At 44.2% G+C, this 15,224-nt stretch carries 13 protein-coding genes; 8 read left to right on the top strand and 5 right to left on the bottom strand.

Going from position 1 to position 15,224, the window contains the following annotated elements; translation table 11 throughout:
- Positions 1-31: 31 nt before the first annotated feature.
- Positions 32-1,330, bottom strand: a complete 1,299-nt coding sequence (locus tag KOE27_RS23870) for a hypothetical protein (RefSeq protein WP_215241226.1) — start codon at positions 1,328-1,330, stop codon at positions 32-34.
- Positions 1,331-1,418: 88 nt separating this feature from the next.
- Here KOE27_RS23870 and KOE27_RS23865 point away from each other — a divergent pair, with 88 nt between their 5' ends.
- The 8 genes from KOE27_RS23865 (at position 1,419) to KOE27_RS23830 (ending at position 9,963) form a co-directional block, all read left to right on the top strand.
- On the top strand, positions 1,419-1,970 hold the full coding sequence (locus KOE27_RS23865; RefSeq protein ID WP_215241225.1) for a hypothetical protein: 552 nt from the start codon (positions 1,419-1,421) through the stop codon (positions 1,968-1,970).
- A gap of 95 nt (positions 1,971-2,065) precedes the next feature.
- Positions 2,066-2,851, top strand: a complete 786-nt coding sequence (locus KOE27_RS23860; protein WP_215241224.1) for a cysteine hydrolase family protein — start codon at positions 2,066-2,068, stop codon at positions 2,849-2,851.
- A 3-nt stretch (positions 2,852-2,854) separates the two neighbouring features.
- Positions 2,855-3,463 carry a phosphatase PAP2 family protein gene (locus tag KOE27_RS23855; RefSeq protein ID WP_215241223.1) on the top strand — a complete coding sequence of 203 codons (609 nt, stop codon included), beginning with the start codon at positions 2,855-2,857 and terminating at the stop codon, positions 3,461-3,463.
- A gap of 80 nt (positions 3,464-3,543) precedes the next feature.
- Positions 3,544-5,097 carry an ArnT family glycosyltransferase gene (locus tag KOE27_RS23850; protein ID WP_215241222.1) on the top strand — a complete coding sequence of 518 codons (1,554 nt, stop codon included), beginning with the start codon at positions 3,544-3,546 and terminating at the stop codon, positions 5,095-5,097.
- Positions 5,098-5,211: 114 nt separating this feature from the next.
- The gene (gene uvrA, locus KOE27_RS23845) at positions 5,212-8,070 is read left to right on the top strand and encodes an excinuclease ABC subunit UvrA (RefSeq protein WP_215241221.1); all 2,859 of its coding nucleotides are present in this window, start codon (positions 5,212-5,214) and stop codon (positions 8,068-8,070) included.
- A gap of 59 nt (positions 8,071-8,129) precedes the next feature.
- Positions 8,130-8,555 carry an antitoxin Xre/MbcA/ParS toxin-binding domain-containing protein gene (locus tag KOE27_RS23840; protein WP_215241220.1) on the top strand — a complete coding sequence of 142 codons (426 nt, stop codon included), beginning with the start codon at positions 8,130-8,132 and terminating at the stop codon, positions 8,553-8,555.
- A 4-nt stretch (positions 8,556-8,559) separates the two neighbouring features.
- The gene (locus KOE27_RS23835) at positions 8,560-9,027 is read left to right on the top strand and encodes an RES family NAD+ phosphorylase (RefSeq protein WP_215241219.1); all 468 of its coding nucleotides are present in this window, start codon (positions 8,560-8,562) and stop codon (positions 9,025-9,027) included.
- 99 nt (positions 9,028-9,126) lie between these two features.
- Positions 9,127-9,963: a fumarylacetoacetate hydrolase family protein gene (locus tag KOE27_RS23830; protein ID WP_215241218.1), complete on the top strand. Its 837-nt coding sequence runs from the start codon at positions 9,127-9,129 to the stop codon at positions 9,961-9,963.
- A 57-nt stretch (positions 9,964-10,020) separates the two neighbouring features.
- On the opposite strand, the gene KOE27_RS23825 is transcribed toward KOE27_RS23830, so the two are convergent.
- From KOE27_RS23825 to KOE27_RS23810, 4 genes are all read right to left on the bottom strand, one after another.
- A complete protein-coding gene (locus KOE27_RS23825; RefSeq protein ID WP_215241217.1) occupies positions 10,021-10,431 on the bottom strand; it encodes a hypothetical protein in 411 nt (136 codons plus the stop codon).
- A 330-nt stretch (positions 10,432-10,761) separates the two neighbouring features.
- Positions 10,762-12,072: a ribosome biogenesis GTPase Der gene (gene der / locus KOE27_RS23820; protein WP_215241216.1), complete on the bottom strand. Its 1,311-nt coding sequence runs from the start codon at positions 12,070-12,072 to the stop codon at positions 10,762-10,764.
- 70 nt (positions 12,073-12,142) lie between these two features.
- A complete protein-coding gene (gene era / locus KOE27_RS23815) occupies positions 12,143-13,066 on the bottom strand; it encodes a GTPase Era (RefSeq protein ID WP_215241215.1) in 924 nt (307 codons plus the stop codon).
- A 141-nt stretch (positions 13,067-13,207) separates the two neighbouring features.
- The gene (locus KOE27_RS23810; RefSeq protein ID WP_215241214.1) at positions 13,208-15,157 is read right to left on the bottom strand and encodes an LTA synthase family protein; all 1,950 of its coding nucleotides are present in this window, start codon (positions 15,155-15,157) and stop codon (positions 13,208-13,210) included.
- Positions 15,158-15,224: the final 67 nt, after the last annotated feature.

The raw sequence follows: 15,224 nt of genomic DNA, 5'->3' as shown, positions 1-15,224 counted from the left end.
ATTTATTCTTTTTTCGAAATAAGGGCCCTTACTAATTTTTAACCGGTACCGGGGAAGGCCCGGGCTGATCCTGTAACTGAAAAACTTTGTTTTCAATAGACCATTGCAATATACTGGAATAAGGCTCCGCATCGCGGTAAAAAATCATCTTGTGAGAATGATCCTGTTTCCAGGCATTTAGATTAGTTGTAATCTCGGTATTCATGAGGATCAGCTCTTTCCTCTGAAAATAGAAACCGGCACTCCATAACACCACTACCAAAACCGAAAACCACCCCAGCCATTCCCGCTTAATTACCTTGATATCCAGCAAAATAAGTAACAGCAAAACAGGGATAAGGCTGGTAAAAAACATATATCTCGGAGCAATACCCCCGGCAGCCTTAGTACTGAATCTTGAAATGGAAATGAGAATTCCTGTAAGGACAGGTAAAGAAAAGAGGCTATATAACAGCGGTTTCTTACATGCATACCCGCTGATGAATAACCAGACCCAGAAGATAAGAATGGCTAGTCCTGCAATCATACAAAATATGATGTTGAGGTACACCAAAAAATCGGAGGGAGGGTTTATGAACAAATAACTTCCCATAAAAGTAAAGAGAAGTTTTGCCATGGATACTAAGCTAAAAGTCTCCTTCTCATTTGGTTCATTGGGATCTACAAGGAAGGTAATATATAACATTATCCCGGACAGAACTGCCCATACGGCCAGCAGAGCATATTTCCGTTGCACCAATAAAATAAATCCTCCCAGCAGCAAGACCAGGAAACCGTTACCAAAGGAAAAAGCAGCCAGGGTAGCCGAAATCACCGATAAAATGAACCGCCAGCTGGATAATTTAACGGCTTCGTTAAGTAGTATAAGAGACAGAAATGAAAAGAAAAAAACAGTAAAATGCTGTATGCCTGCCCAGTAATAAAATGAAACCTGCCAAAAGGAAAAGCTGAATAAAAAGCTCGTAATAATCAAAAAAGCAGAGGCTGAAAGTTTGTTTTCATCCGCAAAAATTTTCAGTATTAACCCAAAAAAGCCAAGGAGGAATACATTTTGAAACCAGACAAGATTCGAAAAGCTGATGTTCCCGAACAAATGATAATACAGCACCGCGACTGACCGGGATATTACAATCCGGTGTTCGTTGTGCCGCAGGAACAACACTGCCAGCCTGTCCTTCCAGGTCCGATTTTCAAAATAAAACCTTTTGATAATGGCTAAGGTTGCTTCAAAGTCATCGAAGGAAGGGGCATTCAGAGTTTGTGTAAATAACGTGAATATAAAAATTAAAATAAGGGCAATACCGGCAATAATTGAGGCGTATTTACTCATTGCTCCTATTTTTGTCAAACGTTTTAATTTCCTCTTAAACTTGGGTTGTAATGCCAAGTAAAAACTAAGTTAATAAAAACTGCGTACCATGGCTCTCCCCGAATCTCTTAAAAAGGCAATTATTCAGATGCCCGTGAAGGAAAAGGATAAACTTTTGATCAGGCTGGTCGGCAAGGACGCAGTGCTTGTTGATAAATTATACTTCGAGCTGATCGAGGATTCTGCTACCATACCTGAACGGCGCGAAGAAATTATTACCCGAATTGAAAGGGTTGCCGGCTATAACCAGGATACACCCGGCTGGATACTGATGGACATGCGCAGCCTGAGCGGGGATATCAGTTATCACGTAAAAGTAACCAAGGATAAAATCGGTGCCATTGAACTGAATTTACATTTACTTCTCAGTTTTATGGAACGGCATCAGGAAATTCTCCACAATTATTCTTCCCGGTCCGATACATGTGCGCTGTACATTGCCAAAAAAGCACAGACAATTATTAACGGACTGGCTAAGTTGGATGCAGACTACCGCACTGACTATCTGAAAGATACGAACCGGATGCTGATGCTGGTACACACACTGTGTTCCAGAATGTATGCACGTCAGCTGGAATTACCTTCCGAGCTGGAATTTTAATATTTTCTTTATGGTGGCATTTACTTTTATTTCTTTCTTTTAATGATCTTTGCCGCATCCGGTATTTATCCGAATCATCCTATTCATTTGGAATAATGAAAACAGCGCTTTTGCTGATTGACGCACAATATGATTTTTGTAATCCTGCCGGTTCTCTTTTTGTACCGGGAGCCCAGGAAGACGTAAATCGCATTGCCGGGCTGATTGCTCTGCATGGGGACAAAATCGACGAAATATTTCTCACACTGGATACACATCATGTGATGGATATTGCACACCCTCTCTTTTGGGAAGATCCCAACGGAAACTCAGTTGCGCCTTTCACTTTGATCACCGCAGCAGCCGTGAAGGCTGGCAGATGGATCCCGCGCTATCATAAAGAATATGTAGCTGAGTACCTTGTGCAGCTGGAAGGAGAAGGAGAATTTCAGCATTTTATCTGGCCCGAACATTGTCTGATCGGGACGCGGGGGGCAGCTCTGGACGATACGATATCAGATGCCATACTGGCATGGACACACCGCACAAGCCGCGATTATACCTCCGTTCAAAAGGGAATTAACCCGCTTTCGGAGCATTTCGGTGTTTTCAGGGCGCAGGTGCCTGTCCGGAATGATCCTGAAACAGCCTTAAATGAACTATTTCTTAAAAAACTGGAAAGTTTTGACCGGATACTCATTACAGGAGAGGCTCGTTCCCATTGTGTAGCCACCAGTGTCAGCCAGATCTTGAAATATGCCCCGGAACTCATTTCAAAGATTGAGGTTCTGACAGACTGCATGTCGGACGTTCCCAACTGGGGACATCTTGCTGATCCTATTTTCGACCAGGCGAAGTCAAAAGGCGTGACTTTTTCTACTTCCAGAGCTATCGTTTTCTGAAATATGAAGAGTTTTTGGACCGAACAGCGAAGCTTTCTTATCCCTTTCTTATGTATTTGGGTGATGTATGCCAGTTACCAGCTTTTTCACAGCCAGACCGACATGCTCATACATATCAATGCGCACTGGAGTCCTCTGGGAGATGCCGTATTCCCGTTCATTACCTATTGGGGGGACGGCTGGTTTTCAATGGGTATTGGCCTCTTGATGTTGTTATTCTCGGTACGTCCTGGTCTTTGCGTCATCTTGAGTTATGCTTCTTCAGGTATCTTTGCACAACTTTTAAAAAAATTCATTTTTACGGATTTTTACAGACCCCCTAAAGTACTGGCGTCCGTTTTACCCTCCTTGCACCAGGTATCTGGTGTAGCGCTTCATGAGTTCGGAAGTTTTCCATCGGGCCACACTACCTCCGCATTTGCACTGTTTGCAACCCTCGCATTTAGTTCAAAAAGCAACCTTGTCAAGCCGTTTTTACTTTTGCCGCCCATCCTTGTTGCCTATTCCCGGATGTATCTGCTGGCACATTTTCCGGAAGATGTACTTGCCGGCGCCATGATCGGGGTTGTTTTCTCTGTTTTAACGTGGTGTTTAATTTTCAAGAAAAAGTAATACCTGGTATTAGGTAACGGTCGTCGCGGTTAGACCTCCAAACTCCATGATTTAGATCGTAGCTTACCAAAAGACCCGGAATGATCCTTACTGAAAAAACACGCAGATTATTTTTAATTATATATGTATTGGCCGGGTTTCTCTGGGGACTTGAAAATACACCCCTGTTTGATGAGGATGAGGGATTCTTTGCCGAAGGAACAAGAGAAATGGTGGCCAGGAATGATTTTGTTTCCTCGTTTGTCAATCAGGAACAACGGTTTGACAAACCGCCTCTTACTAACTGGCTGCAATATGCCAGTGCGCAGGTTTTTGGCTGGAACGAGTTTGCCATACGTCTTCCTTCCGCTCTGGCTGCCATTTTATGGATGCTTATTATCTATCTTTTTACAAAACACCGGCTTGGCGAACGCGTTGCTTTCTTCGCTACACTGATAGCAGCTTCCAGTCTTCAGATCACCATTGTCGGAAAAGCGGCTCTGGCGGATTCTCTGCTGAACGCCTCTGTAACTGGCGCCATGTTTTGCCTTTATGAGGCGTTCTGGAACCACAACAGGAAATTTCTCTGGGTCTTTTATACCTTCACAGCCATTGGCTTTATGGCAAAAGGGCCCATAGCCATACTGATACCAGGGGCAGTCTTTCTTATATATCTGATCCGATGGAAAACCTGGAAACCGCTGCTTAAAATTTTCGACCCTGTTGGGCTTGGGATATTTTTAGTGATTGCGGTACCATGGTACATCCTGGAATACCAGCGCGCAGGGATGGATTTTATCAACGGTTTTTTTTTCAGGCATAATGTGAACCGTTTTCAAACCGCCTTTGAAGGGCACTACGGAGGGATCTTGTACTTCGTGCCTATCCTGGTCCTCGGATTACTTCCGTTTACGGCCATTATATTAAAGTCTTTTGGCAAAATCCGCTTCATCTGGTCAGATAAGTTGCTCTCCTTCCTGTTCATCTGGTTCGGTCTCGTGTTTGTACTCTTCTCATTGTCAGGCACAAAACTTCATCATTACATCATTTACGGATACAGCCCGTTGTGCATGATCGGGGGCTGGTACGCTACCAAAACCCACAAGTTACCTGTTGCATGGCCGTCTTTTATACTGCTTGGTTGGCTGGCTCTTATCCCTTTCATGGTTGGCTTGGCTATACCCGAGATCACAAACGCCTACGCTGTTGACGTGATCAGGGTTGTGCCTGAGATTTTTGATGCCCAATATGCCGTCATCATGTGCCTGTTAGTGGGTTTGCTTCTGATTATTTGGATTAAAAAAGATTGGCAGGCAGAAATCCGGATGGGGCTCACGGGCATTGTTCTACTGATAACCGTTAATATCTTGTGGATGCCGCGGCTGGGAACTCTGTTACAGTTACCGGTGAAGGAAGCCGCCTTAATTGTTAAAAAAAGAGGAGACAAAAATTTGGTAGTCCTTGATCACTACAACCCGAGCTTTCACTTTTATTCAGGACTTTATGCCCAGGAACGTAAGCCGAAAGCAGGTGATATTGTTTTTGGCAGAAAGGCTGGTCTTTCCCACTACGATTTTCAGGAAATAATTTTCGAGAAACATGGCATAGTTCTTGTAAAGATCCGTAAGAAAAAGCAAGAAGAGACCGGTCATTAAAACCATCCCGATTGTGAAAACCAGCTAGGAAACTCAAACTAAAAAGGCGAATTTTGGGTTAACTACTGGATAGGGATTTCCCATTTCCTCTGATAGACCCATCTGTAATTCCTTATGACGCAATTGACCGTGCCACGGATTGAAGCATCCAAGTTTGACAACCTTGATCCGAGACAATATATCCTGATAAAGGGTGCCAAGGTAAATAATCTTAAAAATATTGATGTAGCCATTCCTCGTAACAAACTTGTGGTGATTACGGGTTTGTCCGGCTCCGGGAAGTCTTCCCTGGCTTTTGATACCCTTTTCGCAGAAGGACAACGGATGTATGTGGAGAGTCTGAGCAGCTATGCCCGCCAGTTTTTAGGACGAATGGAAAAACCGGAGGTGGAATATATCAAAGGTATTTCTCCGGCTATCGCCATTGAGCAAAAGGTAAATACCCGAAATCCAAGATCAACCGTAGGGACCTCTACTGAAATTTATGATTATCTGAAATTACTTTTTGCCAGGGCTGGCCATACCTATTCACCTGTTTCGGGTGAACTGGTCAGGAAGGATTCCGTGACGGACGTGGTCAATTTCATGCTCAGCCATGAGGACGGAACCAGGGTACTTATTCTGGCGCCGCTGCTGATCCGGGAAGGGCGAACGCAAGAGGAGGAGCTGGGAATATTGCTGTCAAAAGGTTACAACAGGATTATACTGGGTGGGCAGGTTGTTCAGATTGAAGATGTACTCGAAAATCCGGAAAATTATACACAGGCCGGCCAACCCATTTTTATACTTATTGATCGCGCGGGTATCAGAAAAGATGACGAGGATACACAGTACCGGCTGTCCGACTCAGTACAAACGGCGTTTTTCGAAGGAGAGGGCGTTTGTATTGTTGAGGTAATGGGTGGAGAGCGAAAAGCATTTTCGGATAAATTTGAACTCGACGGTATCATTTTTGAAGAACCTTCTGTTAATCTTTTCAGTTTCAATAATCCATTTGGTGCGTGCAAGCGCTGTGAAGGCTTTGGTAAAATATTAGGTATCGATCCGGACCTTATTATTCCGGATAAAAATCTGTCGGTTTATGAGGGTGCAATTGCTCCATGGCGCACCGAAAAAATGAATGACTGGCTCACGCCGTTGATTCGTAACGGCGTGAAGTTTGACTTTCCGATCCATCGGCCATACCGGGATCTTACCCCCGCACAGCAAAATCTGCTCTGGACAGGTAACCAGTATTTTCAGGGTATCAATGATTTCATTGCAGAGCTTGAATCTCAGACTTACAAGATCCAGTATCGCGTGATGCTGTCGCGCTTCCGCGGCCGTACTACCTGCCCGGATTGCCGAGGCTCCAGGCTTCGCAAAGACGCATCGTACGTTAAAGTGTCGGGGAAATCAATCACCGATATCGTTTTAATGCCGATTCAGGATGTTCTTTCATTTTTTAAACAGCTAGATATCAGCGAGCACGACCGACAGGTTGCCCGACGCGTGCTCACTGAAATAGAATCCAGGCTGGAATATATGTGCCGGGTCGGGCTGGGATACCTTACTTTAAACCGGCTCACAAATACCCTGTCCGGAGGGGAGTTTCAACGGATTAAACTTGCTACCTCCCTGGGCAGCGCTTTGGTGGGATCTATGTATATTCTGGATGAACCCAGTATCGGGCTTCACCCGAGGGATACCAAAAGGCTTGTGGGCGTACTGGAATCCCTGAGGGATTTGGGTAATACGGTAATTGTGGTGGAACATGAGGAGGAGGTTATGCATGCGGCCGATCAGATTATTGACATCGGGCCGGAGGCGGGCACAGGCGGGGGCCACGTGGTTTTCCAGGGAAACTGGCGCGAGCTGCTGGATGATGATAAAAAAGCATCGTTTTTAAACCAAAATCGTAAAAGTCATACCCTCGATTTTCTTTTGGAAATGGATTCCATTCCTGTCCCAAAGATCCGCAGAAAGGCCTTACACTTCGTGGAAGTAAAGGGAGCCCGAGAAAATAACCTTAAAGATCTGAACGTAAAAATTCCTTTGAACAACCTGACCGTAGTGACAGGCGTAAGCGGTTCTGGTAAATCAACGCTGATCAGGAAAGTATTATATCCTGCTCTGATGCGCCTGAAAGGGGAATTCAGTGAGGAGGTGGGCCGTTTTGACGAGATTACCGGTAGCCTGGACAGGATTGAGGCTATTGAAATGATTGACCAGAACCCGATTGGAAAATCATCCAGGTCTAATCCTGTTACTTATATCAAGGCCTATGATTACATACGGCAGATGATGTCGGATTTACCGCTTTCCAAAGCGCGTGGTTACAAACCTTCCCATTTTTCTTTTAATGTGGATGGCGGCCGATGTGAAATTTGCCAGGGAGAAGGACAGGTAAAAATAGAAATGCAGTTTATGGCCGATATTTATCTGACGTGTGAGGGCTGTAACGGCAAGCGTTTTAAACAGGAGATTCAGGAAGTGAAATATGAAGGAAAGGATGTTGCGGAAATCCTGGATATGACGGTTGATGAGGCTATTGATTTTTTCAGTGCACCGGAGCCAAAACTGGCGGACAAATTAATGCCCTTGCAGGAGGTAGGTTTGGGATACGTAGGTTTGGGACAATCTTCCAATACGTTATCAGGGGGTGAGGCTCAGCGTGTGAAACTTGCTTCCTTCCTGGGGAAGGGGTCGTCAAACAAGGGTAAAACGATGTTTATCTTTGACGAACCAACCACAGGCCTTCATTTTCACGATATTAAAAAACTGCTGAAAGCGATCAATGCGTTAGTCGAACAGGGAGACAGTGTTCTGATTATTGAGCATAATATGGAGGTTATCAAATGTGCCGACTGGATTCTGGACCTGGGCCCGGATGGCGGAGAAGGCGGAGGATATCTGACCTTTGCGGGAACACCTGAAGAAATGGCCAAGCTAAAAGGAAATCATACAGCCGAATTTTTAAAAGAAAAGTTGTAAAAGACTTTTTATAGCGAAAAAAGTCACCTACATTTGGGACATATGTCATTGTTTTCATTATGGCTTTACCAATTGTTTCCGAAAGGCATGTACCCTATGGGCAGGAGCCTGCAAGTGATCTTGAAGTAATCAGAAGATCAAGATTAGGAATGTTACGTTCCCAGGCTGACGCTGTTTCAAAAATGGTGGGGCTGACTGACAACGAGATGGCGGGAATTCTGGGAATGACTCCCAGGAACCTTCACCGTATCCAGCCCGAAACTCGGCTGAGCATCGATGCTTCCGAAAGGCTTTTGTTGCTCAAAAATATTATGCTTCATGCAATGGATACCTTTGACGGCAAAGAGAATATTGTGAAGCAATGGCTGCGCACTCCTTTAAGTGAGCTTAACGGGCAGTCTCCCATTCAGATGATGGATACTGTAACGGGCTTTGGCCTGGCAGACGATGTGCTGGGCCGTCTTGACTATGGCCTTCCCGCCTGAGTTTATGCCTGTAGTTTACCAGATTGTCAGAGAAAAATTCAGGGACCAGAGCCTTTCGGCCGAAGGTAGCCGTTTGTACGGAGCCAGATGGAATCCAAAGGGAATCGGTATTTTATATACCACCTCTTCTCCTGAACTTGGGCTCGTGGAAACGCTGGTACACGCTCCCGGTGTGCGTTACGAAGATCTTCCCACCTACTGGCTTTCTTCTATTCTGATCCCTGACGATATCAGGCATTATAGCGAATCTCAGATGCCCGGTTACTGGAATCATAAAACTTATGATTTAACCCAGCTTTGGCTAATGGACTGGCTTAAAAAGCCGGATGTTCTGGCCATAGGCGTCCCCTCTGTGATTGTACCTTTTTCGCAGAATATTTTAATTCATCCCGATCATAAAAGATTTTCGGAAGTCAAACTCGTTCAACAACGGAGAATTCCTATCGACAGCCGGCTTTGGCACAACGGATAAACGTACAATAGCCCGAAGGCGCCTGGGAATAGTAATTGATATAACAGTATAGAAATTTTACTGTATGCTTATAATCATGAAACTTAATTCAAACAATCCATGAAATTATACAGAACCGAACACGGCATTCTACTTGAAAATGACGATCAGTTTTATCGCTTGCATGAAACGGAATGGGACGTAGTGGTCAATCGTAATGATCTGTATGAGTGGCTTGGCCTGCAGATTGAAAGTCTTATACCTGTTACCTTTTCTGATGATTTACCAATGCCGGAGATTCTTGCTCCTATTGGTACACAGGAGGTGTGGGCTTCGGGTGTTACCTATTTCCGCAGCCGTACGGCCCGTATGGAAGAGTCTGAAAAAGCTGGCGGCGGAAGTTTTTACGACCGGGTGTACGAGGCTGAAAGACCCGAACTTTTCTTTAAGTCAACTGCCTGGAGGGTCGTGGGACATCAGGGTACGGTACGGATCCGCAAGGATTCTACCTGGGATGTTCCTGAACCGGAGCTGACCCTCTTTGCTACAGAATCCGGCACGCTGGTGGGGTATACCATTGGCAATGATATGAGTTCCAGGAGTATTGAAGGAGAAAATCCTTTATATCTTCCTCAGGCCAAATCTTACACTGGCAGTGCGGCTCTTGGCCCGTGCCTGTATGTACCGGAGGTTCCGCTATCTCCTGAAACCATCATCGACCTGTCGATCATCAGGGATGGGGAAGAGGTTTTCAACGGGGAAATTACCTTGTCTCAGATGAAACGTACCCCGGATGAGCTGCTGAAGTTCTTATTCAGAGAAATGGCTTTCCCTACCGGATGTTACCTGATGACAGGAACAGGAATTATTCCTCCATCGGATTTTACTCTTCAGACCGGAGATATTGTCCATATCACGATTGAGCCCATCGGGACATTAACCAATGTGGTAGCATAAACATAAAAAACCCAGGGTGGCAGCCATCCTGGGTTTTTTATCTAAACAAGTTTATCCTTATGGCCTGCCAACAACTGGTAAACCGACCATGACATAAATGGTTCTTTTAACCAGGTCTACCAAGCCCGAAACAATCGTATTGTCTGCTTCTTTTTCCTCCTCACTTTCACTCTTAAAAATTGCAGATGGCCCCTCAGCGAGTATCCGCTCGTTCAGGGTAGCAATACCACTAACCTGGTCACAAAGCTGATTGGTAAGTGATTTGGAAGCCTCATGATAATTTACTGTTTTCACCACCTGCTTCGCTGGCTTGTGGTTTTTCTTAGTATGGTCCTTGGATATTACTATGCTGCATTCTTTTCCTGCCTGTAGTTTTTTATGTGCTACAAACATGTTATGCGTATAACCGGTAGCTCTGGCCTGCAGACTTACCAGAAGAAAAAGAAGGAATAATTTCAGGATTTTCATAGCTAATATTGTTTCAACTGTTCAGAAATTTAATGCCAAGCCTGTTGTAACTAATTGATGGTACAAATATATATGTTTTGTTAGGTATCTTGCAATACATAGTACCTTGTTTTTAACATTTTTTTTGAATTTTTTTCATCCCTCCTGCTTCTCTGCTTTCTCCTTCATTTTCAACTGATAGATGCAAATTTATCGGATGGCGTTGCATCTTGAAAATAAAAAAAGGCAGAGTGCCTCTAATGCATGCCGAACAGCAGAAAAAAACAGATGAAATGTAAAAGGCGCAGCCCGGAAATCCCAGCCTGCGCCTTTTTTAAATCCTGATAAACACTACTTTTCTCTGAAGAAAATAGTGATAGGAACGCCTGAGAAATCAAAATTTTCACGCATGCGGTTCTCCAGATAACGCAGGTAAGGCGGCTGGATATGCTTAGGATTGCTGCTGAAAAACACAAACGTTGGCGAGGGTGTTGGCAACTGAATCATATATTTGATGTTAATATATTTGCCGCGGTGTGCCGGTGGAGGATATTTTTCGATCTCAGCCTGCATTACCTCATTCAATTTCGAGGTAGTGATTTTCTTGGTTTTGTTCTGGAATACCTCCATCGCCTTTTCCATTACTTGATGAATCCTTTGCTTTTCTACTACAGACGCAAAGATGATCGGCATGTAATTCATAGGGGCCAACCTTTCCAAAAGCTCCTTTTTATATCTATCGGCGGTTTTGGAATCTTTTTCAATCAAATCCCATTTATTCACCATAATCACGATCCCCTTTTTGGCTTTGTCGGCCTGGCCAATAATATTCAGGTCCTGCCCTTCCAACCCTAGCGTAGCATCCAGCAATACTATACATACGTCCGACTCTTCCATTGCTTTGATGGAACGAAGCGTGGAATAATATTCAATGTCCTCCTTCACCCTTGATTTTCTGCGGATACCGGCCGTGTCGGTCAGAATAAATTCCATTCCAAAGGCATTGTAATGTGTATGGATAGCGTCCCGGGTGGTACCCGCTATGTCGGTCACAATACTGCGTTCTGTTCCTGTCAGGACATTCAGAAAGGACGATTTCCCGACATTGGGGCGCCCCATGATCGCAATTCTTGGAATACCTGCTTCGGGATTTTCAATTCCGGCGGTTTCAAAGTGTTTGACTACCTCATCGAGCAATTCGCCCGTACCAAAGCCGGTCTGGGCCGAAATCGCATAAACCATATCGCCGAGACCCAGCTCATAAAACTCCGCAGCCGACTGGTACCGTTCCTGTGTTTCCGATTTATTGGCTACCAGCAGAACCGGCTTGTTAAAACGTCTTAAGATATTCGCAAAATCTTTATCCAGATCCGTCAGACCCGTCATGGTATCTACCATAAACAGCACCACCTTGGATTCCTCGATCGCCATTTCTACCTGTTCCCTAATCGCCCCTTCGAAGATATCTTCCGAGCCCACCACATACCCGCCGGTATCAATTACGGTGAAGTACTGATCGGTCCATTCCCCATACCCGTAGTGGCGGTCGCGGGTTACGCCGCTCTGGTTATCCATTATTGCCTTGCGGCTTTCAGTAAGGCGGTTAAAAAGCGTGGATTTGCCTACGTTCGGGCGCCCTACTATTGATATTACATTTGCCATAATTACACTAAACCTTTTTTGTGATCCGGAGAGCATTTGTTTTCTCTCCTCCATTCTTATAAATTGTACGTTACTCTTCGTATCCAAACTGTCTCAGCTTGTTTTCCTTACTGCGCCAGTCGGGCTCTACTTTTACATGTTGTTCCAGGAATACTTTTTTGCCAAAAAATTCTTCAAGATCATGCCGCGCCTGGGTGCCTACTTTCTTAAGCATCTCACCCTTTTCCCCGATGATAATGCCTTTCTGACTTTTACGCTCCACCAGTATTTCGGCACGGATAACGATGATATCGTCCTTTTCTTTGAATTCAGAAATCACTACCTCCGAGCTGTATGGAATCTCCTGACGGTAGTTCATAAAAATTTTTTCACGAATAATTTCCGAAGCAAAGAAACGCTCTGGCTTATCTGTTAGTTCATCATCTGCAAAATAGGGCGGGTGAAAAGGCAACCTGGTCACGATTGCGTCAAAAAGCGTCTGAATATTTGCATTTAAAAGTGCAGAAATAGGTACTATGGCGGCAGGTTGAATGGCCTGCTCCCATTCCTCGGTTTTTCTTTTTACCTCTTCTTCGCTCGATAAATCAATTTTATTCAGTACCAGTATTACCGGTGCATCCGTTCTGATCAGCAAGGGTGTTACTTCATGATTAGCGGCCTTCTCCCCTATTTCTGTTACAAAAAGTACCACGTCAGCATCTTCCAGAGAACCTTTGACGAAGGTCATCATGGAGTCATGGAGCTTGTAAGCCGGTTTAACCACGCCTGGGGTATCAGAATATACCAGCTGAAAAGGGATATCTTCATAGGTTCCGTTAAGAATACCCATAATCCGGTGCCGTGTCGTTTGTGCTTTTGAAGTAATGATGGACATCTTTTCGCCAACCAATACGTTCATCAGTGTGGACTTCCCAACGTTGGGCTTTCCGATGATGCTTACAAATCCTGCTCTGTGATTTCTGAAAGGCGGGATATTTTCTTCTTTATTTTCCATTCGTATTTATTCTATTTTCAATCGACGGGCATAACCTCTAACCTATTTTACATCCCCGGCCCAGACTTAACAATCTTATTTTTAATAATTAAATTCAAATATGTCCTTACAGAAATTGAGTGTAAGGAGTTTAGAGATGCCTCAGGGCACCATTTTATCGTCCAGCATCCGGTTTATATATTGCTGTATAAATCCCTTTACCTGATTTTCCATTGGCTTCTGCACCACAGGCAGCTGTCCGGCCAGGTTGTGTTTCAATAACTTATCCTGCTGATAATTATACAAACCTACGGCTTTCTGTCCATCAAATTGCAAAACATAGGGCCCATTATACCATTGATATACCCCGTCGTAGTTAACTGCATAATTGGAAGCCTGTTTTTTGAATACATTTTTACCAAAAGAAAAATATGGTTTATCGTAATTCAGATACCCTAATACCGACGGCATCACATCAATCTGTTGAACCAGATTGGTGCTGTCGATACCGCGCATGGTGCTGTCAGATGGTGAAAAGAAGATAATCGGGATAGAAAAATTTCCTACGGATGTCTGGTACTTTGGGAAATGGGCAAATGTTGCTGCATGATCTGCCGTGATGATAAACAAGGTATTTTTATACCAGGGCATTTTTTTGGCCGTTTCAAAAAACTTCCTCAGCGCCATATCCGAATATCCCATCGTTTCATAGATCGGCAGCGGGCCTTTGGGAAATTTGTTCCGGTATCGCTCAGGTACCTTAAAAGGGTCATGAGAGGAAACCGTAAACAGGGTACTTTGAAAGGGCTGCTGAAAGGTATTCATTTTTTTTGCCCAGAACTGAAGAAATTCTTCATCCCAGATACCCCAGATACCGTCATAATCGGCATCGTTGTCATATTCGGTTTTGCCATAATACTGCTGCACGCCGATCAGGTTCACAAAGGCCTGAAAGCCCATGGAACCATTGGGGGCACCATGAAAAAACGAGGTATGATAACCCTTTTCTCCCAACATCCTGGGCAAGCTCGGGAGCTTGTTGTCTGTATATCGGGTAGTAATAAACGGTTCCTTGATACCCGGTATACTGGTAAGCACCGATGGAATTGCTTCAATGGATTTCGCTCCGTTGGCAAACGAATGCCAGAAAATTTTACTATGCCCCATTAGCGAATCAACAAAAGGCGTATAACCCTTGTATTTCCCGTTTTCCAGGTCATGGTTGTAAGCCCCAACCATTTCCTTGCCAAAACTTTCCCAGATCAGTATCACCACGTTCATGGGCTTAAAGGGGGACTGAACCGCGCCGGGCTGGTGTACCGGATCAAAAGCCTCCTGAAGCTCCCTGGCACTGGAAAAGTAACTAACCCTCTCATAATCTGTCGATTCTATTGTTTTATATATACAAAAGGGTGTATTTAAAGCAATAAACATTTCTTTGGGTTTTTGAACGTATTCCCCTGCATTACTCAAGGTGATTGGTCGGGTACTATGTAAAAATCCGCCCCGAACTCCTCCGATAAACAAATAAACAGACAAAGCCATCAGTACCAGATGTGCCAGAAAAAATTGCCAGCCAGGATCATGTGCTCGCTTTTGAACCTGTATTCTTTTGGCGACAAAAACCAGAGAAAAAATCATAACCAGCCAGATGAGCACAATGTACCAGTATCGGACGGCAAATCCTCCCAGCAGTAAGTGCAGGTTATCCTCGTTGGAAAATTCTTTCAGCACTGTCCAGGTACTTCTCTTAATGGTGAAACGGTAATAGATAAGATCAGCACAGTTGGCCAGCAGCGCCACACTGTTGGTAAAAACATATAAATAATCCAGACCTTTCTGATACCCTCTTCTGTATTTAAAGGTAAAAGGAATAAGCATTAGGAGAATATACAGGATGTTGGTATACAACACGGCAACGGTATCAAACCGCAAACCGCCGACAAATAACCTTAAAGCACCCGGAATGGTAATTCCCGGAAAAAACGCGGTATTCAACGCATAAAAAAGTATACGGCAGATCAGAAACAGAAACATGACCCATAACAACCTAATAACAAGCACGATATGGATATTCCCCTTAAGCCGGGAAGTACTAAAATTAGAATTCATGCAATTTGGGGGGTGTCAGAAAAATCAATTTTTTAAATTTCAACAAAAATAATTGTTTAATATTTAA

It is taken from the genome of Dyadobacter sp. CECT 9275, assembly GCF_907164905.1.
Lineage (GTDB): Bacteria > Bacteroidota > Bacteroidia > Cytophagales > Spirosomataceae > Dyadobacter > Dyadobacter helix.
Note: the sequence above shows the minus strand (reverse complement) of the source record. Positions and strands in the feature narration are given on the sequence as shown.